This is a genomic window from Marinobacter oulmenensis (assembly GCF_014201735.1).
GTDB classification, from domain to species: Bacteria; Pseudomonadota; Gammaproteobacteria; order Pseudomonadales; family Oleiphilaceae; genus Marinobacter; species Marinobacter oulmenensis.
In genome coordinates, this window is sequence record NZ_JACHFE010000004.1 from 233837 (window position 1) to 258604 (window position 24768).

The following is a 24768-nucleotide window of genomic DNA, read 5'->3' on the forward strand; positions in this document are numbered from 1 at the left end:
TTATTCCCCGGTATCAATAGGATGGTTTTGTACCCAGTGCTGTGCGATATCCATGCGCCGGGTGACCCAGACACGGTCGTGGGCCTCAATATGGTCAAGGAAGCGCTGCAGGCCCCGGAACCGGCCGGGCCGCCCGATCAGTCGGCAGTGCAGTCCCACGGAAAGCATGCGCGGCGTCTCCGCGCCTTCCTCGTACAATACGTCAAAGGCATCACGCAGGTACTCAAAGAAGTGGTCGCCCGTATTGAAGCCCTGGGGCGTGGCGAACCGCATGTCGTTGGTATCCATGGTGTAAGGCACAACCAGATGATTGTGCACCTCGCCCTGGCTGTCACTCTGGCGGGTCCAGAACGGCAGATCATCGCCGTAATAGTCGCTGTCGTACAGGAAGCCCCCTTCATCCAGCAAAAGACGGCGGGTGTTGGGGCTGTCGCGGCCAGTATACCAACCCATGGGTTTCTCGCCGTAGAGTTCCTGGAAAATCGCCAGTGCCCGCTGCAGATGTTCCCGTTCGACCTCTTCCGGCACATTCTGGTAGTGAATCCAGCGCCAGCCGTGGCAGGCCACCTCGTGCCCCAGTTCACGGAATGCATGAGCCGCTTCGGGATGACGCTGCAGAGCCATGGCAACACCAAAGACGGTCAGCGGCAGGTTGCGCCGCTCAAATTCGCGCAGAATCCGCCAGACACCAACCCGGGAACCGTACTCATAGATGGACTCCATGCTCATGTGGCGGTCGGGAAACGCTTCCGCCCCGACAATCTCCGAAAGAAAGCGCTCAGAGTGGCTGTCGCCATGGAGCACACAGTTCTCACCACCCTCTTCGTAGTTGAGCACAAACTGAACGGCTACCCGTGCCTGGCACGGCCATCGAACGTCCGGCAATTCCCGGCCGTAGCCAATCAGATCCCGGGGATAGTCTGCCGTCATACCCATAGAAAACGCCCTCTGTCAGATTCAAACCTTGCTTATAGGTACCAATACCTACAATGACATCGATTGTATACTAAAACTTATCATTTCGTACCAACGAAAAACATTCTCGAAAGAGATAGTCGGATAAAATGCTGTTTACTAACAATAATCAGAAAAAACAAGCCTGCATTCCTGAATTTTTCGCCCATCAAAACTTGCGAAAAACCTGACCACCATTCTACATTGTGTACAATTACCTATTGAATTGTTCACCAAGAGAATCGGCCACATTCATGCACATTCGCGCGATTAACCCCAATACCACCGCCTCCATGACCCGGACCATTGCCGAGGCAGCAACACGCGTCGCGGCTCCGGGCACCCGGATCACGGCCACCCAACCGGACAGCGGCCCGGTGTCCATCGAAGGCCATTTTGACGAAGTGATCAGTGCGGTCGGCGTCGCCGAGGAAGTCATGGCCTCGGAACAAAGCGATGACCCGGCCGACGCCTACATCATCGCCTGTTTTGGTGATCCGGGCCTGCTGGCCGCCCGCGAGCTGACCCGGGCCCCGGTGATCGGCATCGCGGAGGCCGCGTTCCATATGGCCACCCTGGTCAGCACCCGCTTTTCCGTCGTCACCACCCTGGCCCGTACCGGAATCATTGCCGAGCACCTGCTGGAAACCTATGGCTTCAGCCATCACTGCCGGCGGGTCCGGGCAGCAGAGATACCGGTACTGGATCTTGAAGAGGATGCCGACAGGGCGCTGTCCCGGCTGATTGAGGAGTGCCGCAAGGCCCGGGACGAAGACAACATTGGCGCGATCGTGCTTGGCTGCGGCGGCATGGCGGACCTGACTGACGAAATCAGCCATGCCATTGGCCTGCCAGTGATCGAAGGGGTTACGGCAGCCGTCAAACTATCGGAAGCCGTGGCCGGCCTGAAACTGGGTACCAGCAAATACGGGGATCTCGCCTTCCCGCGCCCAAAACCGTTTACCGGAAAGTTTGAACACCTTTCTCACCTGAGAAACCAATGAACAAAACCTAGAAAGACCCGACGGCAAGCGGGCCAGCCCAGGGCTGGCCCCACCGATCAGGCCATTAAAAAAACAGAGATAACGGAGAGCACAATGAACAGACACGATGATGAGGCCCCTCATGAATAGCGAACAAACCCAACCCCTGTTCCAGAGCGGGGCCGCCGAGTCAGACGCTGATTCGCACAAGGCACTGGGGGAGGAGTCCCTGGCCCCGCAGAAAACCCGGATCATGGGACGAGTGTCCTACCTGCTGGCCTGGTTTGGTGGCTGCGTTTCGATCGGCACCTTCACCATGGGATCAAGCGTGGTGGGCACCCTGAACCTGATCCAGGCGACCCTGGCCATCGCCATTGGCTGTTTTGTCATCGGCGCTGCCCTGGCGCTCAATGGCGCCGCCGGCTACAAGTACGGCATCCCGTTCATGGTTCAGGCCCGCAGTGCCTTCGGCTTTTCAGGCACACGCCTGCCGGGCCTGGTCCGGGCTGTACCGGCGATCGTCTGGTACGGCTTTCAAAGCTGGATTGGTGCCGGCGCTCTGAATATGGTGTCTGCCACGCTGTTCGGTTTTGACAACCTGATTTTCTTTTTCGTCGCCTTCCAGCTACTGCAGATCGGGCTATCGGTGATGGGCTTCCAGGGCATCAAATGGCTCGAAAACATTGGTAGCGCCTTCATCCTGGCCTCGCTGGTGTACATGTTTTACAGCACGGTGGAGCGCTATGGCGACGCACTGTCAGCCAACCTGCTGACCATGGAGGGCTCCTGGGGGCTGCCGTTCTGGGGTGCCACCATGCTGTTCCTGGGCATCTACAGCACCATGATCCTGAACGTCAGCGACTATGCCCGGGAACACAAACCCGGCACCGGCCCGGGACTGATGACCACCATCTACTCCATGTCCATTCTGCCCTGCACCCTGTTCATGGGTCTGATCGGCTTCATGGTCTCCGAAGCCACCGGCATCGCGGACCCGATTGAGGTCTTCGCCAACGCCGTCGACAACACCCCACTGCTGATGACCACGCTGATGTTCATCGCTTTCGCCCAGGTCACCACCAACGTGCTGAACAACGTGGTGCCGCCGACCTATGTCCTGATGGATGTGTTCAAGCTGAAGTTCCGGACCGCGACCGTGATTGTCGGTCTTCTGGCGTTTGCCAGCTTCCCCTGGGAACTGGTCAAGGACGGCTCCGCCGAGGGGCTGCAGATCTTCGTTCAGACTTACTCCGCGTTCCTCGGCCCGATCTTTGCGATTCTGGTGGTCGATTACTACCTGATCCGCCGTCGTGAACTCATTCTGGATCAGTTGTACAACCCGGAAGGGCCTTATCAGGGCGTCAACTACGCGGCGTTGGTGGCCACCGTTATCGGTGTTATTGCCGCCTTCAGCTTCCCCGCGGTGTCCTGGTACGCCAGCCTGATTCCGGCCGGCCTCAGCTATTACCTGCTGATGAAACACTGGCCCGCCTGCCAGCGTTTCACCCACTGATTCAACGTATTCCAACGGGTGACTCCCATGAAAGACAGTGAACTGAATATTCGCCGGATCGACCCCTCGCTCTACAACGAGGATCTGGGTCCCATCCCGCATAGCAAACGCTCGTGGGGCTGGTTTGAGATTTTTAATGTCTGGTCCAACGACATCCAGAGCCTGTTCGGCTACACCCTGGCTGCCTCGCTTTTCCTGAGTTACGGCCTCAATGGCTGGGCCGTGATGGGCGCCATCATCCTGGCCGGCTTCATCGTCATGGTCCTGGTCAACCTCAGTGGCAGGCCCAGCGTCAAATACGGCATTCCCTTCCCGGTACTCAGCCGGGCCAGCATGGGGGTGCGGGGTGCCAACTTCCCGGCCATGCTGCGGGGCATTGTGGGCATTTTCTGGTACGGGTTCAGACCTATTTCGCCTCAACGGCCGTGACCCTGCTGATCAGCACCTTCTACGGCACCGGTGACGGCCAGACCTTCCTGGGCCTGTCCGGCGTGGCCTGGCTGTCGTTCGTGATCGTCTGGGTGTTCCAGATTGCCATCTTCTGGAAGGGCCTCAAGCACATCCAGCGGTTCCTGAACTGGGCCGGCCCCCTGGTTTATCTGGTCATGGTGGTGCTGATGGTCATCGTCTGGACCAAAGCCGGCGACCAGCTCCTGCCAGCCGTGGGCTCGATCTTCAGCAACAGCGGCGAGGAATCCACCAGTGCCGTCGGCGCGTTTGTCGCGATCGTGGGCACCATGGTGGCCTACTTTGCGGCCGTGGTGATCAACTTCGGCGATTTTTCCCGGTTTGTACGCAGTGAAAAAGAAATGAAACTCGGCAACCTGCTGGGCCTGCCACTAAACGTGGCCTTCTTCTCGTTCATTGCCCTGATCATCACCGCCGGCACCCTGGTGCTGTTTGGCGAACCACTGACCAACCCCACCGCCATCGTTGAACGCGTGGATTCAGTGGCACTGACCATTATCGCTGCCCTGACCTTCTTCGGGGCTACGGTCGGCATCAACCTGGTGGCCAACTTCATCCCACCGGCCTACGATCTTGCCAACCTGTTCCCGAGCAGAATCAGCTTCCGCATGGGCGGCCTGATTACCGCGATCATCGCGTTCTTCGTGGGCGGTCTCTGGGTATCGGTGATCAGTCAGATCGGGGTGCCCGGGTTCGTCAATGCCCTGGGCGCGATCCTCGCACCGTTTTACGGCATCATCGTGGTGGACTACTACCTGGTGAAGCGCCAGAACCTCGACATGCAGCAACTGTTCTCCTCAGCTGCGGACAGCGAGTACCACTACGTCAACGGCTGGAACACCCGGGCCCTGATGGCGTTTGCCCTGGCTGCGATGTTTTCCATTGCGACGGTTCTGGTGCCTGCGCTGAGCAGTCTCGATGGCTACGGCTGGCTGATTGGTGCGGCACTCGGCGGGCTGTTCTACCGGGTCTTCATGCCGTCTGGAAAAGTCCTGGCAGCGGCAGAAGCACAAAGCTGATCCATTAAATTGCCCGCCCGGTTTCGCCGGGCGGGCAATCAATCGGCAGCCGTCCGGAAAATATCTTTCAGGTCCGGGGTCTCTTCGGAGTCCTCATCAATCGACAGCGACGCCTCGATCGACTTGAGGTGACGCTCCATGAAGTCACTCGCCTTCCGGCCTTCCCCCTCGGCAATCAGATCAATCAGCTTCCCGTGATCGTGGGATTCACAGCCCAGGTGACCGGAATTCCCGTAGACCGCCAGTATCAGGGATGAACGGGAGCACAACTGGCCGACAAAATCCGCCAGCGTGGTGTTACCGGAAAGGCTGGCCAGACGGGAATGAAAGGCAGCAGAGAGCTTGATGGCCATTCGCTGCTCGCCGCTGCGCAGCGCTTCCCGTTCCTGACGGTCCATCTCGCGCAGTTCCCGGATTTCGGCGGCGGTGACCCGTCGGGCAGCGGTTTCCATCAGCGCGCACTCGACCATCTGACGCGCTTCAAACACATCTTTGGCCTCATCCACCGACGGCCGGGTCACGCTGGCGCCCCGGCGCGGCGTCAGAGTCACCAGTTGCTCCATTGCCAGGCGCTGCAGGACCTTGCGCACGCCCGTCCGGCTGATACCAAACACCTCGGCCAGTGCATCTTCCCTCAAGCGGGCGCCGGGCTTGAGGCGGTGCTCAATGATCGCATCCGCTACCGACCGATAAACCGCATCCAGGCCCTTTTTCTTTCTCGATCGTGACGACGGGTTCTGTTCCTGCTCCCTGGAGGACTCTGGCACTGCCGAACTCCGACTCATTGGCGACTCCGCTGCTGGTTAAACCGGTTTACCCACCCATTGTATACGTTCCGTGTATGCAACGGCGACTGCATGACGTTACCTCAGTTCGCTCAGGCCTCTGCAGGCACGGCTTCGGCCTCCTCTTTCGCCGTATTCGCCAGCTCAGGCTTGTGGGTCCGGAAGAAGATAATTAACGGAATGGCGGCCAGGGTGACCCACGCCATCAGACGGAAATCGTTCAGGTAACCGATGGTGGTCGCCTGCCTGGTCAACTCCTGATTGAGGAGAGCCAGCGTCTGATCCCGGGCCAGGCCCAGGCCCTGCTCTCCCATGAATGCAGTGACCGGGTCCCGGAACAGGGTCAGCTGCTCACCAAGAACGGCATGGTTGGTCTGGGTGTGCCTCGCCGCCAGCGCCACCATCACCGATATCCCGATACTGCTGCCGATATTGCGCATCAGGCTGTACATGGCGGTGCCCTCGGTACGGTAGCGCGGATCCAGCGTGGAGAAGGTAATGGTACTCAACGGCACAAACACCAGCCCCAAGCCCAGGCCCTGGATAATGCCGGTGCGGATCAGGTCCGCCGGGGCTACATTCAGGTTGAACTGCGCCATGTCGAACAATGAAAGCGCCGTCAGTCCCAGACCAATGCCCACGAGGAGCCGAACATCCACACGATTGACCAGCCGGCCGACAACCAGCATGGACACCATGCTGCCGACACCTCGCGGGGCCAACAGTTCCCCGGTGGTAATCACCGGATAGCCCATCAGGTTTTGCAGGAACGGTGGCAGCAAGGCCAGTGTCGCCAGGAGGACCACACCCAGAATAAAAATGAACACCAGGCCAATCAGCAGGTTCCGGTCCCGAAACAGGCCGGGCTCCAGAAACGGCTCACGGGCGGTCATCATGTGGGCCACGAACATGTAGAAACAGAGGGCAGCGACCATCGATTCCACAATAATTTCGGCGGACGAGAACCAGTCCAGGCTCTGCCCGCGGTCAAGCATCAACTGCAGGGCACCAATCGCCAGAGACAGCAGGGCAAAACCGAAAAGATCGAACCGGCGACGGACCTTCTCGGTCTCCGGTACAAAAAGCATCATGCCGACCAGCGCCAGAATGCCCACCGGCAGGTTGATGAAAAACACCCAGCGCCAGTTGTAATACTCGGTCAGGTACCCGCCTAGCGTGGGTCCGATGATCGGCCCTACCATCACACCGACGCCCCAGAGCGCCATGGCGGAACCGTGCTTCTCCCGGGGGAAGGTGTCCAGCAGAACCGATTGTGACAGGGGCACAAGGCCAGCGCCGAAAATACCCTGCAACAACCGGAACAGCACAATCTGCTCCAGTGACACCGCCAGCCCACAAAGCACGGAGGTAACGGTAAAGCCGGCCACAGAGATCAGGAACAGCCGCTTGCGACCGATACGGCCGGACAGAAAGCCGGTCATCGGCGTCATGATGGCAGCGGCCACGATGTAGGAGGTCAGCACCCAGGAAATCTGCTCCGAGGTGGCCGACATACTGCCCTGCATATTGGGCAGGGCCACATTGGCAATGGTGGTGTCGACCGTCTGCATGATGGTGGCCATCATGATGGAGACAGTGATTAACGCCCGATTCAGCCCGGCGCCGGACTTACTGGCCTGATCACTCACTGACCCGCCCCCGGCGCCCCATCAGCCGCTGTCGCGCTTCCAACGAGCCCGCGGACCCAGTCCGTGGCTGATGACAGTACCCCGGGGCCACGATGATGCCAGCCGGTGTCGATCTCCACGGTGACACTCATGCCGGACCGAAGGCGGGTAGACTCCGGCACTGTATCCAGCTCAATCCGCACCGGGACGCGCTGCACAACCTTGACCCAGTTACCGGTGGCGTTCTGGGCGGGCAGCACCGAAAACTCGGAGCCGGTCGCCCCGGCAATGCTGGCCACATGGCCAGACAGTTCCTGATCCGGGTAGGCGTCCACCTCAATCGCGACCGGCTGACCTTCGCGAACATGGGTCAGTTGGGTTTCCTTGAGGTTTGCCTCAACCCATACCCGGTCCGTGGCCACGAGGCTCATGGCCGCATGGCCGGGCCCGACGTACTGCCCCACCACCGGCGTCTTTGACGCAATGCCAGCAAAACGCGCAGTCACACGGGTATCGTCCAGGTCCTTGCGGGCGGCAGCCAGCGATGCCTCAGCCTCCCGGTACATCGGATGCTCGGTCACCGCGATATCCGGCTCTCCGGCCAGCCCGGCTTTCAGACGCTCCAGTGCCCTGGCGGCCTGCACTACAGCCTGCCTGGCGAGTTCCTCATCATGACTATAGCGATCCAGCACCGAATCCGACACCGCGTGGCTGGGCGACAACTCCACCTGACGCTGGTACTCCCGCCGGGCAAAGGCAAGGTTGCTGCGGGCGGTTTTCAGCTGCTCTTCCTGCTCACGGTACTGGGCTTTCAGGGTTTCTATCCGGGTACGAACGTCGGCCAGTTCGGCTTCCGCCTGCCTGGCGGCAATGCGATATCGCTCCGAGTCAATCCGGAACAGGAGTGCTCCCTCCCCCACGACCTGGTTTTCCTCAACCGATACCCGGGTAATAACACCCGATACTTCGGGCACCACCGAAACCATGTCTGCGCGCACATAGGCATTTTCAGTGTCCTCATAGCGGCCACCCAGCAGATAGATCACCCCGGAACCCACCAGAATCAGCAGGGGGACAAACACCAGCAATACCAATCGAATGGAGGTTCGTCCCAGGATGCGGCGAGACGGAGGGGTAACGGGAGGGTTCCTGTTGTCTTCTATCATCTGTGTTTCCTGCAGGCTTGTCTTTGTTATCACCTCTGGCAAGGTGACATATTATAAGCATGCTAATCGTAAGAGTGAAAGAACATTGTGGATTGCCGCAGAGGCCGGATGCATCAATGGAGAATAAGAAGGGAGAGGAGGCAGGACAGGGCCAGGCCCTGTCCTTCTGGATCATGTCCGGGGCCAGAGCCCCGGCTTATTACCAGTTAACGCTGACGCCGAGGGCACCACCCAGCCAGCTTGCATGGCTGGACTGGGAGCCACCGATCCTCGCAGTCAGTGTGGCGTAGTCATTCAGGTAGTACTCACCCGACGCGCCCCATTCCAGGGAATCCCGTTCACGATCGCCGTCCTCGACGGTATAGACCGTTGTCGGCTGCTCACGGAAGTGCATGGATACGGCGTTATCAGAGTCGGCAAACTCATGGTTCCAGAAAGCCGATAACTCCACAGCGAACGGGCTGGAAAGCGACTCAAACCGGGCTCGACCACCCAGTCGGGACTTCACGCTGGTCCGGTCCTGCTCTTCCACCGAGAGGTTCAAACTGCCGGCCCCGGTCTCCGAAAAGCCATCCACGGTTACATCCGCCGCAGACAGACCAACAACCGGCTGCCAGACGAGTCCTTTATGCTCGATATCGTAAGCGGCTTCGGCATAGGCGTAGAGTTCGGAGCCATCCGTCTCACCTCTGGCTGATCGGGTGCTCCCGGCCAGTTCAATGCGACGGCGGGTGTCAATGTCGCTCCGGCCGTAGGAAACCAGACCGCTCACACGCAGCCTTGCCCTCTGTTGTTGCAGTGACAGGGTCAGGAAGGTCTGATCCATCTCCTGATCGTCGTTTACGGTATCGAATTCGACATCGGTGCTCAGTTGTGACAGCGCAACGCCGCCCACGAACGCGTGAGGGAGCCTGAAATCAAAACCCACTGACACGGACTCGGTTTCCGTGTCATAGCCGTAGTTCTGCCGGCTGGCATCAACATCCCCGCGAATGCCGGAGGTCTCCAGCCACAACCCATAGTCTGGCCGGCCCTGACTGTTGACAGCGTCGACAGCGGAGGTAGTCACACTGTTGTCCGTCGACGCCAGGTAGACAGGCTTCGCTGAAGCACTCCCGACCATCGATGCTCCCGCACTCTGGATAAAGTGCTGGAACACGGGCGACGATTGCCGCATGCCGATGGTTCTGGACAGAGACGCCAGGCTGCTGCCGTTAAGGGTCTGTATTGCCCGCTCAGCTTGCGCATCAGACATCCCGAGGAACTCGGGGAAAAAGCCGTCCAGGGCCGAAGAATCCTCCTGGTAAATAGCCTGAAGCGCTCCGGCGACCGCTGTCTCCGGGGCATTGCGGCCCATGTCGGAAAATGAGACGTCGTTCCTCTCCAGCGTCAGGTCCACGCTGTTGGTGTTATAACTCAGGGTTGGCGTCAGGAACGCAAGGTTGGAGGTAACGCCATCAAACTCGCCACTGACGCCACCATCCGCGGTCAGAATGCTGAAGCTGGTTGTCTGCGACCAGGTACCGCTCTCACTGGCCTGGACCGCGACATCGCCGCCGTTGATAGTGGCTGTGCCGGTGGCCGCCAGCACATCACTGGTACCGCCAGCTTCAACTTCCACCTCAAAGACCGAGCCGGACTCAAAGGTGACGTCGCCATCCACGGTCAGCGTGTCGATACTGTTGCCCGGTGCCAAGGTGCCGCCGCTGGCAAGATCCAGCCCACCAATAGTGCCGGCCCCCATCAGGGTACCGCCGTTATTTACCGCCACTTGGCTGTTCGCCAGCGAGCCGTTCACCGCGAGTGTTCCGGCATCAACATCGGTTGTTCCGGAATAGGTACTCGCACCCGTCAGTTCCAGAAGCCCACTGCCTGCCTGGGTCAGGCTACCGGTACCACTGATATCGCCGGCAAAGGTCAGATCATTACTGCGATTGAACGCCAGGGCACTGTTATTCAGCACGTCACCGCTCAGTGAACCGGTCGTACCGCCGTTACCGATAGCCAGAGTGCCGGCACTGATGGTGGTGCCTCCGCTATGCGTATTAGCCCCCGTCAGAGCCAGTGTCCCGGCGCCAGACTTGGTCAGAGAGCCGGTACCGGTTACATCACCGGTATAAGTACCTGCGGACACCTGTGAAACGTCCAGAGTCCCGTTGTTTTCAATATCGCCATTACCCAGAGAGTCGATAGAACCAACTAATGTACCGCCCGATATCAACGTGGCATTTGAATCACCACGCGTCCCTGAGAGGGTCCAGGTCCCTGAACCGGCCTTTTCAAGGGTCGAAAACCCCACAAACTGCGTGACGCCGTCTCCGTTTTGCTCGGAAGCGGTTAAACGAGAGACATCAAAACTGCCGCTCGTCGTGGTTCCCCCGAGAGCCAGGGTATGAGTTCCCGACTGGACAACCACATCACCACTGAAGGTGTAGCCGTCACGCAACTCGACCGTATTACCCTCGCCATTTATCTGAATGGCATTGGATTGCGTAGCACCACCAACACCCGCACTGCCGCCACTGAGAGCGCTATTGGTGATTAAACGGTTATTGCTGCCATTGAATTGAACGGCGCTGCCACCCATGCCACCGGCACGCACCGTACTTCCCCGGTCACCGCCATCTCCACCGGTTAGCGTGCCGCCATTAACGCTGACGGTATTACCGGTCCCATTAAGCAGAACAGCTGCAGCACCCACGCCGCCATTGCGCGCATTTACTCCATATCCGCCCGTGCCCCCGCGCCCACCGGTGACACTGCCCGTAATTTCGTATTGGTTATCAGAGCCCTCCACTCGAAGGCCGCTGCCTGCGGCCCCCGCGCTACCGGCATAAAACTGGGAGGCTGGCGCGTCTCCCCCTGCTCCGCCAGCACCACCTGTGATCGCTCCCCCCAAGTTGAAGACATTGCTTCCACCATTTACCAGAAGCCCATCACCCCCGGCCCCCCCCGTTCCCCCGGTGGTCTGCGCTACGGTAGCCTGAGCGCCTTTAGCACCACTCCCTCCCGTCAGCGTATCGCTTCCACCCAGGTTATAGGTATCACCGTCGGTCGTGATCGCCCCGTAAGCCGCTGTGCCTGACTCACCGGGGTTTGCGCCATCCGTCCCCGAACTGGTCGTGATGTCGATTTCGGCGGCAAAGGCAGGTGAGGCACCCAAAACCGCCACAATCGCCGCCACGCCCGCCACCCGCCGGCTGCCACCGGCACTTTTCCGCCTGCCGGTGGCCAGTTCCGATACCGCCTGGTAACGGCCCTGCCTCCGGTTAAATACCACCCTGTATACATGGTTCATGGACTACTCTCCTAAGACTCATAAAACATTTGAAGGGCGTTAAAGCCCAGTACTTATAAAAAATGTTTTTTTATACTCAAGGCAGTATGACCAAACATTTAGCTACATACCATTACAATCTGCAACGAATAGCTACACAACATTAAAGTAACTTACCGGGACGGAAGTTCAGGAAACAGGTTTGCCTGCCCGCACCGGGCAAAAAAAAGCCACCTCGAGAGGTGGCTTTTGAGCAAGAGATAACGGTCAGATGCGGTTAACTCAGGTTCCGGCGCATGAATTTCTGGATCTCACCCACGATACCGCTGCGGAAAGCCAGGACCGTGAGCACGAAGATGGCACCCAGAATCGGGTCTACCCAGTCCCGGAGTGGCCCCTGCGACAGCTGGTATTCCACGTTCACCACGAAGGTGGCACCCACCACCGGGCCGAGCAGCGTGCCCATGCCACCAACCAGAGTCATCAGGATAACCTCACCGGACATATGCCAGTGGGCATCGTTAAGGGAGGCAAGCTGGAAGACCACGGACTTCATTGAGCCCGCCAGCCCCGCCAGAGCGGCAGACAGAACAAACGCAAGGATCTTGTAACGGTCCACGTTGTAGCCCAGGGACACGGCCCGGGGTTCGTTCTGTTTGATGGCCTTGAGCACCTGGCCGAATGGGCTGCCCACCACACGTTGCACCAGCAGGTAGCAGGCGATGAACACCGCCAGCACGAAGTAGTACATGTTGAGGTTGTCTTCCAGACTGACCAGCCCGAACAGCTCGCCGCGGGGAATCCCGTGCATGCCGTCTTCACCGCCGGTGAACTCGGACTGCACAAAGAAGAAGAACACCAGTTGCGCCAGCGCCAGGGTCACCATGGCGAAGTAAATGCCCTGTCGGCGGATCGACAGCAGGGCGAACGCCAGCCCCAGGCCGGTGGCCACCAGCGTACCGGCGATGATGCCCATTTCCGTGCCCAGGCCCGAGTAGTTGCTGAGCAGATAACCGGTGGTGTAGCCGCCGGCGGCCAGGAAGGCCGCGTGCCCGAAGGACAGCAGGCCGGTAAAGCCAAACAGCAGGTTAAACGCCACTGCAAACAGGGAGAAGCACAGGATCTTCATCAGGAAGACCGGGTAGATGGCCAGCGGCGCGGCCAGCAGTACCAGCAGCAACACGCCGTTGATCATCATCTTGCGACGGTCCTGTGACTTCTGATCGTCCAGGATCGACTGGTGGATATCGGTGGACTTGATTGGCTGGTTCATGGTTACGCCTCCTTACCAAACAGTCCGGTGGGCCGGAACATCAGCACCACCACCATGACCAGGAAAATCACGGCGGACGACGCCGGGGGGTAGAAGGTCTTGGTCAGGCCTTCAACAACCCCCATCAGAATACCGGTAATGATGGCGCCACCAATCGACCCCATGCCGCCGATGACCACCACGGCAAAGACGACGATCAGAATGCTCGACCCCATAACCGGTGTTACCGAGTAGATGGGCGCGGCAAGCACACCGGCGAACGCCGCCAGCATGACACCGAAGCCGTAGGTCAGGCTGATCAGCAGAGGCACGTTAATACCGAACCCCTGCATCAACTGGGAGTCTTCGGTCCCGGCCCGAAGATAGGAACCCAGCTTGGTTTTCTCAATAATGAACCAGGTGCCGAAACACACCAGAAGGGCGGCAACGATCACCCAGGCACGGTAGTAAGGCAGGAACATGAAGCCGAGATTGACCCCACCCTTGAAGATGTCCGGCATGGTGTAACGCAGGCCGGACACCCCGTAAATGTTGGTCAGCACCCCCTGGATGATCAGGGCGACACCGAAGGTCAGCAGGAGGCTGTAGATATGATCCTGACCGGCGATCCGGCGCAGCAGGAAATACTCGATCAGCATCCCGAAGGCACCCACGATAATCGGCACCAGGAACAGGGCAACCCAGTAATTGATGCCCAGAGCGTCAAACAGGACAACCGTCACCAGGGCACCCAGCATATACATGGCGCCGTGGGCAAAATTGATGATCTTCAACAGGCCAAAGATAACCGCAAGACCAAGGCTTAGCAGGGCGTAAAAAGCGCCGTTGATGACCCCGATCAGCAACTGACCGGACAACACAGCGAGGGGGACGCCGAAAATCATGGACATGGTGCTTACTCCAGAAGCAGCGCAGACGTTGTTTTTGTTGGGCTCTCGTCCTGAGGGGAGCCGGACACCCGCCCTTGACGGGAGAGTGACCGGCAACCGACACGCTTAGTTATTGACCAGATCGCACTTGCTCTCGGACAGCGGACGGTAGGCCTGGTCGGCCGGGATAGTCCGCAGGATCTTGTAAAGATCCCAGTCACTGCTGGACTCGGCGGGGGTCTTCACCTCTGCCAGGTACATGTCGTGCACCATACGGCCGTCTTCACGGATGCGGCCGTTTTTCGCGAACATGTCGTTGATGGGGGTGTCCATCATCTGCTCGCGTACCGCCTGGGCATTGTCAGACCCGGTGGCCGCCACCGCATTCAGGTACTGCAGGGTGCTGGAGTAGATACCGGCGTGCACCATGGTCGGACGAACGCCGGTCTCCTCCATGAAGCGGTCGGACCACTCGCGGGTCTCGTCGTTCATGTCCCAGTACCAGCCGGTGGTCAGTTGGATACCCTGCGCGGTTTCAGCCCCGAGCGCGTGCACATCGGTCAGGAACAGAAGCAGCGCAGCCAGGGTCTGGCCGGACTGGGTCACACCGAACTCACTGGCAGTGTTGATGGCGTTGGTGGTATCGGCACCGGCGTTGGCCAGGCCCACCACGTCAGCCCCAGAGGCCTGGGCCTGGAGGATAAAGGAGGAGAAATCCTGAGTCGGGAACGGATGACGCACCTTGCCGATCACCTCACCACCGTTTTCCTCGACAACCCGGGTCACGTCCCCTTCCAGGGCATGACCGAAGGCATAATCGGCAGTCAGCAGATACCAGGATTGCCCCCCTTCCTTGACCACCGCACTGGCGGTACCGTTGGCCAGCGGATAGGTGTCGTAGACATAGTGAATGTGGTTCGGAGTGCAGTGTTCGTTGGTGATGCTGGATGCGGCGGAGCCGGACACAATGCCCAGTTTGTCGTTTTCTTCCAGAATCTTGCTGACAGCGATACTGACCGAGGACGCGACCAGGCCGGCTACCATGTCCACATTGTCGTTCTCAACCCAGCGACGGACGGTACTTGAGGCGGCATCCGGGCTGTTACGATCGTCGGCGCTGACCACTTCGATTTTGGCGCCGTTCACCTTGCCACCAAAGTCCTTGATCGCCATTTCCAGTGCGGCCAGGCCATTGGGCCCTGCCAGGTCACGGTAAGTACCGGACATGTCAGCCAGATAACCGATCTTGACCGTGTTGTCCGTAATTTCTGCCTGGGCTGCGCCCACCATCAGAGCTGATGCAACGGCTGAGGTCAGAAGCTTTTTGGTCATTGTCATTGTTGTTTCTCCGCTACTGTCTTGCGTTGGTTCGGGTTATTGTTGGTTTTTTGCTCTTGTTCTATCCGGGATCAGACCCCCAAATAGCTGTCCAGCACCGACTGCTTGGCACTCAGTTCATTGGCGCTGATTTCTTCCACAATCTGCCCGTGCTCGACCACATAATGGCGATCGGCCAGCGGGGCGGCGAAGTGGAAATTCTGCTCGACCAGAACAATGGTCAGTCCCTTGTTCTTGAGGGCAACCAGGACCTCCCCCAGCTTCTCCACGATGACCGGCGCCAGCCCTTCAGTGATCTCATCCAGCAACAGCATATTGGCGCCGGTGCGCAGGATTCGGGCCATGGCCAGCATCTGCTGCTCACCGCCGGACAGCTTGGTGCCCTGACTGAAGCGGCGTTCGTAGAGATTGGGGAACATGGTGTAGATATCTTCCAGGCTCATACCGCCACTGCGCACCACCGGCGGCAGGGTCAGGTTCTCCTGGACATTGAGTGAGGAAAAAATGCCCCGATGTTCGGGGCAATACCCGACACCCAACCTGGCAATGTGATGGGGAGCGCACTGCATGGTTTCTTCGCCGTTGATCATGATCGAACCGGTACGCCGGCCCACCATGTTCATGATGGCCTTGAGGGTGGTGCTACGACCGGCGCCGTTGCGCCCCAGCAGGGTCACCAGCTCGCCCCGGTTCACCTCCAGATCGATCCCGTGCAGGATATGGGACTCCCCGTAAAACGCGTGCAACCCGGAGATTCGAAGCTGCTCGTATTCGCGGTCCGGATTGCTGCTCATTGGGCCGCCTCCACGGTCTGGTTATCCTCCGCGGCTACGCCGCGTTCACCACTGCCATCGGAGCCCATGTAGACCTCGCGCACGGCCGGATCAGCCGAGACCGTGGCGTAGTCGCCTTCGGTCAGCACGGCCCCCTGGGCCAGCACGGTAATCCGGTCACAGAGCTTGCTGACCACGCTCAGGTTGTGCTCGACCATCAGTACCGTGCGCCCCTTGGCGGCCTTGCGTACCAGCTCCACAACCCGATCCACATCCTCAGACCCCATGCCCTGGGTTGGCTCATCCAGCAACAGGATTTCCGGCTCCATGGCCAGGGTGGTGGCAAGCTCCAGAGCCCGCTTACGGCCATAGGCCAGTTCCACCGTGGTGGTATTGGCAAAGCCCGCCAGGCCCACCTCATCCAGCAACTCCATACACCGCTGGTTGAGCTTGTGCAGGGAATTGCCCGATTTCCAGAAGCTGTAAGAGGTGTTTTCAAACGTCTGCAGGGCAACGCGGATGTTTTCGAGGGCGGTCATATGGGGAAACACCGCCGAAATCTGAAACGAGCGCACAATCCCCTTACGGGCTATGGCTGCGGACTTCAGGGCCGTGATGTCTTCGCCCTTGTACAGGATCTGCCCGCGGGACGGCGGCAGGAACTTGGTCAGCAGGTTGAACACAGTGGTCTTGCCGGCACCATTCGGGCCGATCAGGGCATGAATGTCGCCCTGACGGATCTGGAGATTGACGTCATCGACGGCGACAAACCCCTTGAACTCCTTGACCAGGTTACGGGTCTCGAGAACGTACTGTTCACTCATGAGCCAGTTCACCTTTTGTTATTGTTGTATTCTCTAATTACTGGACAGATTAGATTGACGTATACGTAAACGTCAATAGCTAATTGCGATATTTTTCGGGCGGAATGGAATAGGTCATGGTGGAGTGAGCTACCGGCTCCTCAACACCTTCCGAGTAGACTGAGACCTCACCCACACCCATGGTCCGCCCCACTTTGAGCAAACTGGCTCTGGCGCGGATCGGAGCATGCGCCACGGGCTTGCGCAGAAAGTTGATGTTGAGGTTGGTGGTCACAGCCAGCGGCACCAGGCCAATGCGACTGAGCAGGGCGGCATACATGGTCACGTCCGCCAGCCCCATCATCGCCGGCCCGGAGACAGTTCCTCCGGGCCTCAGATGCTCCTCATCCACCTCAAGCTTCATCTCGGCCCAGCCATCCCCGAGTGCCTCCAGGGAGCCGTAGGCGGCCCCCTGGGGAAACTGCTCCTCGAGAAAAGCCTGCAGTTGCTCGAAGGTGATTACCATGCTCAAGCCTCACCCTTGGCCTGATCCCGCAGAATGAACCGCTGGATCTTGCCGCTGGGCGTCTTGGGCAACTCCTCGACGAATTCAATTTCCCGGGGGAAGGCGTGAGTCGACAGGCGACGGCGCACCAGTTCCTGGAGCTCATCTTTCAGCTCCTGCTCCTCGGCGGGCTCCTGGCCGGCCTTGATCACCACATAGGCCTTGATGATCGAGCCTCGCTTCTCGTCCGGCTTGCCCACCACCCCGGATTCGGCTACGGCGGCGTGCTCCAGCAAGGTGCTTTCGACGTCGGCGGGCCCGACCCGGTAGCCCGCGGTGGTGATGATGTCGTCATCCCGGCCGCTGAAGGAGTAGCTGCCATCGCCATGACAGACCACCATGTCGCCGGTGAGGTAGTAGCCGTTCACAAACGGGTCCTTTTCGCCCCAGGTGTAGCCATCAAAATGAAACAGCGGCGACGACTTGATGTCCACGGCCAGCTGGCCAATTTCGCCCTCCCCGACTTCCTCGTTGCGCTCATTCAGCGCCACTACCCGGTGCCCCGGCGAGGAGTACCCCATGGAGCCCTCCCGGGTCGGGTGCTCCAGACCATGGAAGTTACAGCAGGTCATGCCGGTTTCGGTCTGGCCGTAGTGGTCTTTGACCGGGCAGTAGTGGCGGCGGGCAATCCAGTTCACCACTTCCGGATTCAGCGGCTCACCGGCACTGCTGCACACCCGCAATCCCAGGTTCTCCCCTTCAGGCAGCACCTGGTCGTTGGCCTTGAGCAGGCGGTAGGCCGTCGGCGCCGCCGCCAGGTTGGTGATGCCGTACTTGCGGATCATGTCGTAGGTGGTTTCCGGCGTGAACGGGTTGGGATTGAAATGGGTGGCATGGCCCATCAGCAGCGGACCGACGACCGCGTAATACAGGCCATAGGCCCAGCCCGGGTCGGCCACGTTCCAGAATACGTCGTCATCGCGCAGATCAATGGCATAGCGCATATACACGTAGAAAGCCATCAGCGCCCGCGCCGGCACGGCCACACCCTTGGCCTTACCGACAGTGCCGGAAGTAAACATCTGCAGGAACGGATCATCACCGGTTACCATGACCGGTTCGCACTGGTCTGACTGACCGGCCAGCGCCTGTTCGAAATCGGGCACATCAGCGCCGGCCTCAGCGGCATTCACACACAGCACCGGCGGGCAGCCCTTGACGTCATTCAGCTTGGGATAGTTGGTCGGATCAGTCACCACCAGGCGGGTACCTGCACGCTCCAGACGGTATTCAATTGCACCGGAACCGAAGGCAGTGAACAGGGGCTGATAAACCGCGCCCAGGCGAAGGGTACCGGTGATGACGATGAGCAGTTCCGGGCCCCGGGGCAGCAGCCCCGCCACCCGGTCGCCCTTCTGGACACCCAGGGATTTCAGATAATTGGCAAAACGGGCGGAGGCTGCCTTGAGCTCGGCAAAGGTCATCGAACCGTCACCGCCGTCCACGGTTTCGTAATGGAGCGCAACCCGGGCCGGGTCCGCAGCCCATTTATCACAGATTTCATGACAGACATTCAGTCCGCCGGTCAGGCTTCCATCCAGGATTTCCGCCTCAAGGGCAGCCGCATCAAAGTTGTTGTAGACATCGCTGTATTGCGGAAGGCTCATCGTACACTCCTGTTCTTGTTGTCTTCGGTTGCACAATCTCAGATTGTTGGTTTAGCACAGGCTACACTTTACGTAAAGGTAAACCTTTGACCAAAAATAGAGGCGGACCATGGTCCGCCCCTTTGTTGCCTTCACTCCGGCTTGTAGAGCTTCAGAATACTGGAGAAATCCAGATCCGCACTGCCCTGCCCTGCGTGCAACTGGAACAGGTTGCGAGCCAGGGAGCCCATGGGGATGGAGGATTGCTGCTTCACAGCGTTATCGAAGGCCAGCCCGAGGTCCTTAGTCATCAGCTTGACCAGGAAACCACCCTGGTAGTCCCGGGAAGCGGGCACACCTTCCATGACCCCGGGCCACGGGTTATAGACGTTCAGAGCCCAGTTGCCGCCGGAGCTCTGTTTCATGATCTCTGACAGGACCGCCGGATCCAGACCATTATTGGCCCCCAGCGCCAGTGCCTCACTGGTGCCGGCCATCAGAATCGCCAGCAGCATGTTGTTGCAGATTTTGGCCACCTGTCCGGCACCGTGAGGCCCTGCCAGGAATATGTTCTTGCCCATGGCATCGAGAATCGGCTTGGCCCGGTTGAAGGTTTCCTCCTCGCCGCCACAGATAAACGTGAGCGTGCCAGCCTTGGCACCACCGACACCGCCGGAGACCGGGGCATCAATAAACGCCAGCCCTTTTTCCGTGGCGGCCTGGGCGACACCCCGGGCGGTTTCCGGTGCAATGGTAGAGGAATCAATGACCAGGGTGCCGGCAGGCAGTGCCGACAACAGCCCGTTTTCACCCAGGTACACGGTTTCCACGTGCTGCCCCGCCGGCAGCATGGTGATCACGCATTCGGCACCATTGGCTGCATCGTGGGCCGTGTCCGCAGTGGCCGCACCGTCAGAAACCAGAGCTGAAACAGCATCCTTCGAGAGATCAAACACCGTGACATCGTGACCGGCCTTGAGCAGGTTGCTGGCCATGGGGCCACCCATGTTGCCCAGCCCGATAAATGCAATCTTGGCCATGTTGCTTCTCCTTGTTGTTGTCATTCGCTGAAAAAGTCGTCAATCCAGTCGCTGTCCACTTCCGCCAGAGTAGGGTAACGCCAGCGGGGCTGCAGATCCTTGTCGATCAGCAGGGCCCGCACGCCTTCTGCAAACTCGCCCTTGCGCAGACAGTTGCAGGAAAGCACCAGTTCCTTGTCGAAAACCTGGGCCAGACTGTCGAGGCGGCTGCGATGGTAGTGCCGCCACATCAGGGCCATGGACGTCGGCGAGGCGCCGGCCAGCCCTTTTGTGGCTTTGCCCAGCCAGTCATCCCGGCCTGCCAGTTCCATCAACTGATGGACGGCCTGCTCCAGGGTGTCGGCATCCACCGCCCGATTGATGTCGTCATAATGGGTTCGTACCGGCGATTCCGGCATGGCTCCGGCACTGTGCTGCTCGAACTGGCGCAGCACACTGCCAACCACCACATGAGCCGGCTGCCCCTGCCACTCAGCGCGGGTCAGGGCCTGGATCACCTCGGCTTTAAGCTCGTGCCGGATAAAGCGGTCAGCCATGCCGGTAAACAGGGCGTCCGGGCCATTGATACGGGCACCAGTCAGCCCCAGAAACAGCCCGGTGTGCCCGGGCATGCGGTTGAGAAACCAGCCCGCCCCTATGTCCGGGTAAAGGCCGATATTCACCTCCGGCATGGCCAGCCTGGAGTGTTCGGTGACCACCCGATGCGAGGCGCCGACCATCAGGCCTATCCCCCCGCCCATGACAATACCATTGCCCCAGCACACGATCGGCTTGGGAAAGGTGTGAATCTGGTAATCGAGCTGGTATTCCTCGGTGAAGAATCGCTCTCCCTCACCGGCGCTGCCAGACTCGGTCATACTCCGGTACAGAGCCACGATGTCGCCACCGGCACAGAACGCTTTATCGCCTTCGGATTCCAGCCAAACCGCCTTGACGCGGGGATCTTCCGCCCAGCGCTGGAGCTGGGGGCGCAGCAGGTTGATCATTTCCAGGGACAGCGAGTTGAGGCTGCGCGGGGCATTCAGCCGGGCCACCGCAATGCAGCCGTCACCCGGGGTTTTCCATTCTTCAAAAACGAGAGTCTGGTCGCTCATGGGATCTCCCCGGTAATCAGCGGTTTTTCCATTCAGGCTGGCGCTTTTCCAGGAAGGCATTCACGCCCTCACGCTGGTCTTCGGTACTGAACAGTTCCACGAACAGTTCCCGCTCCATGCGCCAGCCATCGCTGTGGCTGCGACCATCCCGGGCACTCATCACCAGTTGCTTGCAACGGGAAATGGCAGACGGGCTTTGCCGACAGGCACCTTCGGCCAGCTCCAGGGCTTTTTCCAGGCTTTTCCCGGACGGCACCACCTCTTCCACCAGCCCGATCGCCAACGCTTTGTCGGCCTTCACCCGCTCACCACAGAGAATCATGCGCTTGGCCCAGCCCTCGCCGACCAGCCAGGGCAGGTTCTGGGTTCCACCGGCGCACGGCAGCAGGCCGACACCGGATTCCGGCAGGGCCATCTGGGCATGTTCTTCGGCGATGCGGATATCGCAGGCCATGGCACACTCCAGTCCGCCACCCATGGCGTAGCCGTTGACCGCCGCGATGGAAACACCGCGGAACTTCACCAGGGTTTCGAAGGCCTGGCCGAACAGTTGCGCCATCTGACTGGCATTGCCTACATCACCATCGGCGAAGGCCTTGAGATCGGCGCCGGCGGAAAAGAATTTCTCCCCCTCCCCGGTCACCACCAGGGCGTAGATGTTGCGGTCCGCGTTCAGCGCCTCGATGGTGTCGGTCAGGGCATTCAGCGAATCGGCTGTCCAGGTGTTCGCCGGCGGATTGGCAATGGTCAGGATGGCGATATGGTCGCGTTTCTCGAGTTTGATCAGGTCACTCATTGTCTCTTCCCCAGTTATTGGATGGCTTCAGCCACGCCGTCTTCCAGCACCCGGCGGGCCACGATCAGGCGCATGATCTCGTTGGTGCCCTCGAGGATCTGGTGCACCCGCAGGTCCCGCAGCAGGCGCTCAACGGGGTATTCCTGGATATAGCCGTACCCCCCGTGCAGCTGCAGGGCCTCATTGACCACCTCAAAACAGGTATCGGTGGCAAAGCGTTTGGCCATGGCGCAGTGGAGCGTGGCCTCAGGATCACCACTGTCCAGCTTGAAGGCGCCCAGACGTACCATCTGGCGGGCGGCAACCAGGTTGGTAGCCATATCCGCCAGCTTGAACTGCAGGGCCTGGAAGGTCGCCAGCGGCTTGCCGAACTGCTGACGCTCGTGCAGGTAGTTTCGGGCCCGGAGCAGCGCCGACTGGGCACCACCAAGCGAGCAGGTAGCGATATTCAGGCGGCCACCGTCCAGAGCCTTCATGGCAATGGCGAAGCCCTCGCCTTCCTCGCCAACCCGGTTAGCCGCCGGTATGCGGACATCCTCAAAGGTAACCAGACGCGTGGGCTGACTGTGCCAGCCCATTTTCTCTTCGTTCTTGCCGTAGGAAATGCCGTCTGCCCCGGCCGGGACCACAAACGTGGAAATGCCGCGGGCGCCGGAATCGGCCTCGCCGGTTCTGGCCATCACCACGAGGATGTCGGTACCGCCGGCACCGGAGATGAACATCTTGCTGCCATTGAGCACATAGCTGTCGCCGTCACGGACCGCACGGGTGCGCAGACTGGCGGCATCCGAACCGGCACCGGGCTCGGTCAGGCAATAGGACCCCAACCATTCGCCGCTGGCCAGGCGCGGAACCACGTCCTGACGGAGATCATCGGACGCAAAGCTGGCCACCATCCAGCTCACCATGTTGTGGATGGTGATATAGGCCGCAGTGGAGGGACAGGCAGCGGCCAGTTCCTCGACGATGACCGATGTATCCAGGCGGGACAGCCCCATGCCACCGAGAGACTCGGGGGTGTACATGCCCATGAACCCCATTTCCCCGGCTTCCCGGAGAACGTCCACCGGAAACGTATGCTCCTTGTCCCACCGGGCGGCATGGGGTGCCATGGATTTTTCAGCAAAGGCCCGGGCGGCATCCCGGAATGCAATCTGGTCTTCATTCAGGTTGAAGTCCATGACCAGGCTCCTGTTCTGTCAGGGCGCCGGGGTGAGGCCGTAAAAAGGCCGGACCGGAGTCCGGCCAACGCCTCACCGACAACGCTGTTAACGAAGCTGAATGGAGAAATTGGCCTCGGAGGAAGCCGCTTCGGTTGAGAACCAGCGGGAAGTGACCGTCTTGGTCTCGGTATAGAAACGCACCGCCTGCTTGCCGTAGGCGTGCTGGTCCCCGTAGAAAGAGCCCTTCCAGCCCGTGAAGGAGAAGAACGGCAGGGGCACCGGAATGGGGATGTTCACACCCACCTGACCGACGTCGATTTCATGCTGGAAGCGGCGGGCAGCGCCACCGTGGTTGGTGAAGATGGAGGTGCCATTGCCATAGGGGCTGTTGTTGATCAGCTCGATGGCCTCACCGAGATTGTCTGCGTTCATACATGACAGGACCGGGCCGAAGATCTCTTCCTTGTAGATATCCATCTCGGTCGTCACGTCGCTGAACAGCGTCGGCCCGACCCAGTTACCATCCGGCAAGCCATCAACAGTGCAGCCACGGCCATCCAGCAACAGCTTGGCGCCCTGGGACTCACCAGTGGCGATCAGGGACTCGATCCGGTCCTTGGCCTTGGCACTGATAATCGGACCATAACTGGCTCCGGAATCGTTCCAGGCTCCGGGGCGGACCTTCGCCATGGCTTCCTTCAGTTCCGGAATCCACTGCTGGGCCTCACCCACGAATACCGCCACGGAAATGGCCATACAGCGCTGGCCGGCCGCGCCCACGGAGGCCCCCACCAGGGCATTCAGCACCTGCTGTTTGTCGGCATCCGGCATGATCACCATGTGGTTCTTGGCACCGGCGAAACTCTGCACCCGTTTCATATGGCGGGTGCCGGTTTCGTAAATGTACTGCCCCACCGGCACGGAACCGACAAAGGAAATGGCGCGGATGGCCGGATCAGTCAGCAGCGTGTCCACCTGCTCCTTGGCACCGTGAACCACCTGCAGCACGCCTTTGGGGGCACCGGCCTGTTCAAACAGTTCGGCCAGGCGCATGGGCGTCAGCGGATCCTGCTCAGAGGGCTTGAGCACGAAGGTGTTCCCGCAGGCAATCGCCATCGGGAACATCCAAAGCGGAATCATGGCCGGGAAGTTGAACGGCGTAATACCGGCACAAACGCCCAGCGGCTGGGTCCAGGAATGGGTATCCACTTCCCGTGCCACATTTTCCACGGTCTCGCCCATCATCAGCGAGGCCACATTGGCGGCGTGCTCAACCACCTCAATGCCGCGCCAGACATCGCCCTTGGCATCGTCAAACGTCTTGCCGGTCTCCTGGGACAGGATTTCGGCAATCTCGTCGTGATGCTCCTTGAGCAGGGCCTGATACCGCATCATCACCCGGGCGCGTTCAGAAACCGGCGTTTCCTTCCAGCTCTTGAACACTTCTCCGGCGTTGTCGATGGCTTTACGCATCTCGTCCGGTGTCGCACAGGGCACCTGGGCGATAACCTCATTGGTTGCGGGATTGGTGACATCAATCCAGTTGGTGGTATTGCTCTGGACAAACTCACCGGCAATGAACTGGGGGACTTTCTGCATGACTGGGCTTCCCTGTTTGTTGTTATACGGGAGTGTTTCACCGGCACCATCATGGCCCCGTGAAACGGTGATTTCA

The 24768-nt window shown here is 59.8% G+C and carries 19 protein-coding genes and 1 pseudogene; 3 read left to right on the plus strand and 17 right to left on the minus strand.

Going from position 1 to position 24768, the window contains the following annotated elements; genetic code table 11:
- Positions 1 to 930 (minus strand): allantoinase PuuE, encoded by a 930-nt coding sequence (puuE, locus tag HNR38_RS09365; RefSeq protein WP_246362602.1) that lies wholly within the window; start codon positions 928 to 930, stop codon positions 1 to 3.
- Positions 931 to 1208: 278 nt separating this feature from the next.
- Here puuE and HNR38_RS09370 point away from each other — a divergent pair, with 278 nt between their 5' ends.
- The 3 genes and pseudogenes from HNR38_RS09370 to HNR38_RS09380 all read left to right on the plus strand — a co-directional run bounded on the left by HNR38_RS09370 (position 1209) and on the right by HNR38_RS09380 (position 4937).
- The gene (locus HNR38_RS09370; RefSeq protein ID WP_183702738.1) at positions 1209 to 1958 is read left to right on the plus strand and encodes an aspartate/glutamate racemase family protein; all 750 of its coding nucleotides are present in this window, start codon (positions 1209 to 1211) and stop codon (positions 1956 to 1958) included.
- A gap of 121 nt (positions 1959 to 2079) precedes the next feature.
- Positions 2080 to 3450 (plus strand): NCS1 family transporter, encoded by a 1371-nt coding sequence (locus HNR38_RS09375; protein ID WP_183702741.1) that lies wholly within the window; start codon positions 2080 to 2082, stop codon positions 3448 to 3450.
- A 27-nt stretch (positions 3451 to 3477) separates the two neighbouring features.
- Positions 3478 to 4937: pseudogene (locus tag HNR38_RS09380) on the plus strand (NCS1 family nucleobase:cation symporter-1).
- A 38-nt stretch (positions 4938 to 4975) separates the two neighbouring features.
- Here HNR38_RS09380 and HNR38_RS09385 read toward each other — a convergent pair.
- The 16 genes from HNR38_RS09385 to HNR38_RS09460 form a co-directional block, all read right to left on the minus strand.
- Complete coding sequence (locus HNR38_RS09385; RefSeq protein ID WP_183702744.1) at positions 4976 to 5722, minus strand: GntR family transcriptional regulator; 747 nt, start codon at positions 5720 to 5722, stop codon at positions 4976 to 4978.
- A 92-nt stretch (positions 5723 to 5814) separates the two neighbouring features.
- The gene (locus HNR38_RS09390) at positions 5815 to 7308 is read right to left on the minus strand and encodes a DHA2 family efflux MFS transporter permease subunit (protein ID WP_183703358.1); all 1494 of its coding nucleotides are present in this window, start codon (positions 7306 to 7308) and stop codon (positions 5815 to 5817) included.
- 59 nt (positions 7309 to 7367) lie between these two features.
- Positions 7368 to 8516 (minus strand): HlyD family secretion protein, encoded by a 1149-nt coding sequence (locus HNR38_RS09395; protein WP_183702747.1) that lies wholly within the window; start codon positions 8514 to 8516, stop codon positions 7368 to 7370.
- Between the two features lie 199 nt (positions 8517 to 8715).
- Positions 8716 to 11814, minus strand: a complete 3099-nt coding sequence (locus tag HNR38_RS09400; protein ID WP_183702763.1) for an autotransporter domain-containing protein — start codon at positions 11812 to 11814, stop codon at positions 8716 to 8718.
- Positions 11815 to 12070: 256 nt separating this feature from the next.
- A complete protein-coding gene (locus HNR38_RS09405) occupies positions 12071 to 13066 on the minus strand; it encodes a branched-chain amino acid ABC transporter permease (protein WP_183702766.1) in 996 nt (331 codons plus the stop codon).
- A gap of 2 nt (positions 13067 to 13068) precedes the next feature.
- Positions 13069 to 13956 carry a branched-chain amino acid ABC transporter permease gene (locus HNR38_RS09410; RefSeq protein WP_183702769.1) on the minus strand — a complete coding sequence of 296 codons (888 nt, stop codon included), beginning with the start codon at positions 13954 to 13956 and terminating at the stop codon, positions 13069 to 13071.
- Positions 13957 to 14061: 105 nt separating this feature from the next.
- Positions 14062 to 15273: an ABC transporter substrate-binding protein gene (locus tag HNR38_RS09415; protein WP_183702772.1), complete on the minus strand. Its 1212-nt coding sequence runs from the start codon at positions 15271 to 15273 to the stop codon at positions 14062 to 14064.
- Between the two features lie 71 nt (positions 15274 to 15344).
- On the minus strand, positions 15345 to 16067 hold the full coding sequence (locus HNR38_RS09420) for an ABC transporter ATP-binding protein (RefSeq protein ID WP_183702775.1): 723 nt from the start codon (positions 16065 to 16067) through the stop codon (positions 15345 to 15347).
- Entirely contained in the window at positions 16064 to 16870 is an 807-nt protein-coding gene (locus HNR38_RS09425) for an ABC transporter ATP-binding protein (RefSeq protein WP_183702778.1), read from the minus strand. The genes HNR38_RS09420 and HNR38_RS09425 overlap by 4 nt, the downstream gene beginning before the upstream one ends.
- Positions 16871 to 16949: 79 nt before the next feature.
- On the minus strand, positions 16950 to 17375 hold the full coding sequence (locus HNR38_RS09430; RefSeq protein ID WP_183703361.1) for a PaaI family thioesterase: 426 nt from the start codon (positions 17373 to 17375) through the stop codon (positions 16950 to 16952).
- Between the two features lie 2 nt (positions 17376 to 17377).
- A complete protein-coding gene (locus HNR38_RS09435; protein WP_183702781.1) occupies positions 17378 to 19021 on the minus strand; it encodes an AMP-binding protein in 1644 nt (547 codons plus the stop codon).
- 131 nt (positions 19022 to 19152) lie between these two features.
- Positions 19153 to 20040 (minus strand): 3-hydroxyisobutyrate dehydrogenase, encoded by an 888-nt coding sequence (mmsB, locus tag HNR38_RS09440; RefSeq protein WP_183702784.1) that lies wholly within the window; start codon positions 20038 to 20040, stop codon positions 19153 to 19155.
- 20 nt (positions 20041 to 20060) lie between these two features.
- A complete protein-coding gene (locus tag HNR38_RS09445) occupies positions 20061 to 21134 on the minus strand; it encodes an enoyl-CoA hydratase/isomerase family protein (protein WP_183702787.1) in 1074 nt (357 codons plus the stop codon).
- A gap of 16 nt (positions 21135 to 21150) precedes the next feature.
- The gene (locus HNR38_RS09450) at positions 21151 to 21930 is read right to left on the minus strand and encodes an enoyl-CoA hydratase (protein ID WP_183702790.1); all 780 of its coding nucleotides are present in this window, start codon (positions 21928 to 21930) and stop codon (positions 21151 to 21153) included.
- 14 nt (positions 21931 to 21944) lie between these two features.
- Positions 21945 to 23111 carry an acyl-CoA dehydrogenase family protein gene (locus HNR38_RS09455; RefSeq protein WP_183702793.1) on the minus strand — a complete coding sequence of 389 codons (1167 nt, stop codon included), beginning with the start codon at positions 23109 to 23111 and terminating at the stop codon, positions 21945 to 21947.
- Positions 23112 to 23198: 87 nt separating this feature from the next.
- Positions 23199 to 24692, minus strand: coding sequence for a CoA-acylating methylmalonate-semialdehyde dehydrogenase (locus HNR38_RS09460; RefSeq protein WP_183702796.1), 1494 nt, complete (start codon positions 24690 to 24692; stop codon positions 23199 to 23201).
- Between the last annotated feature and the right edge of the window lie 76 nt (positions 24693 to 24768).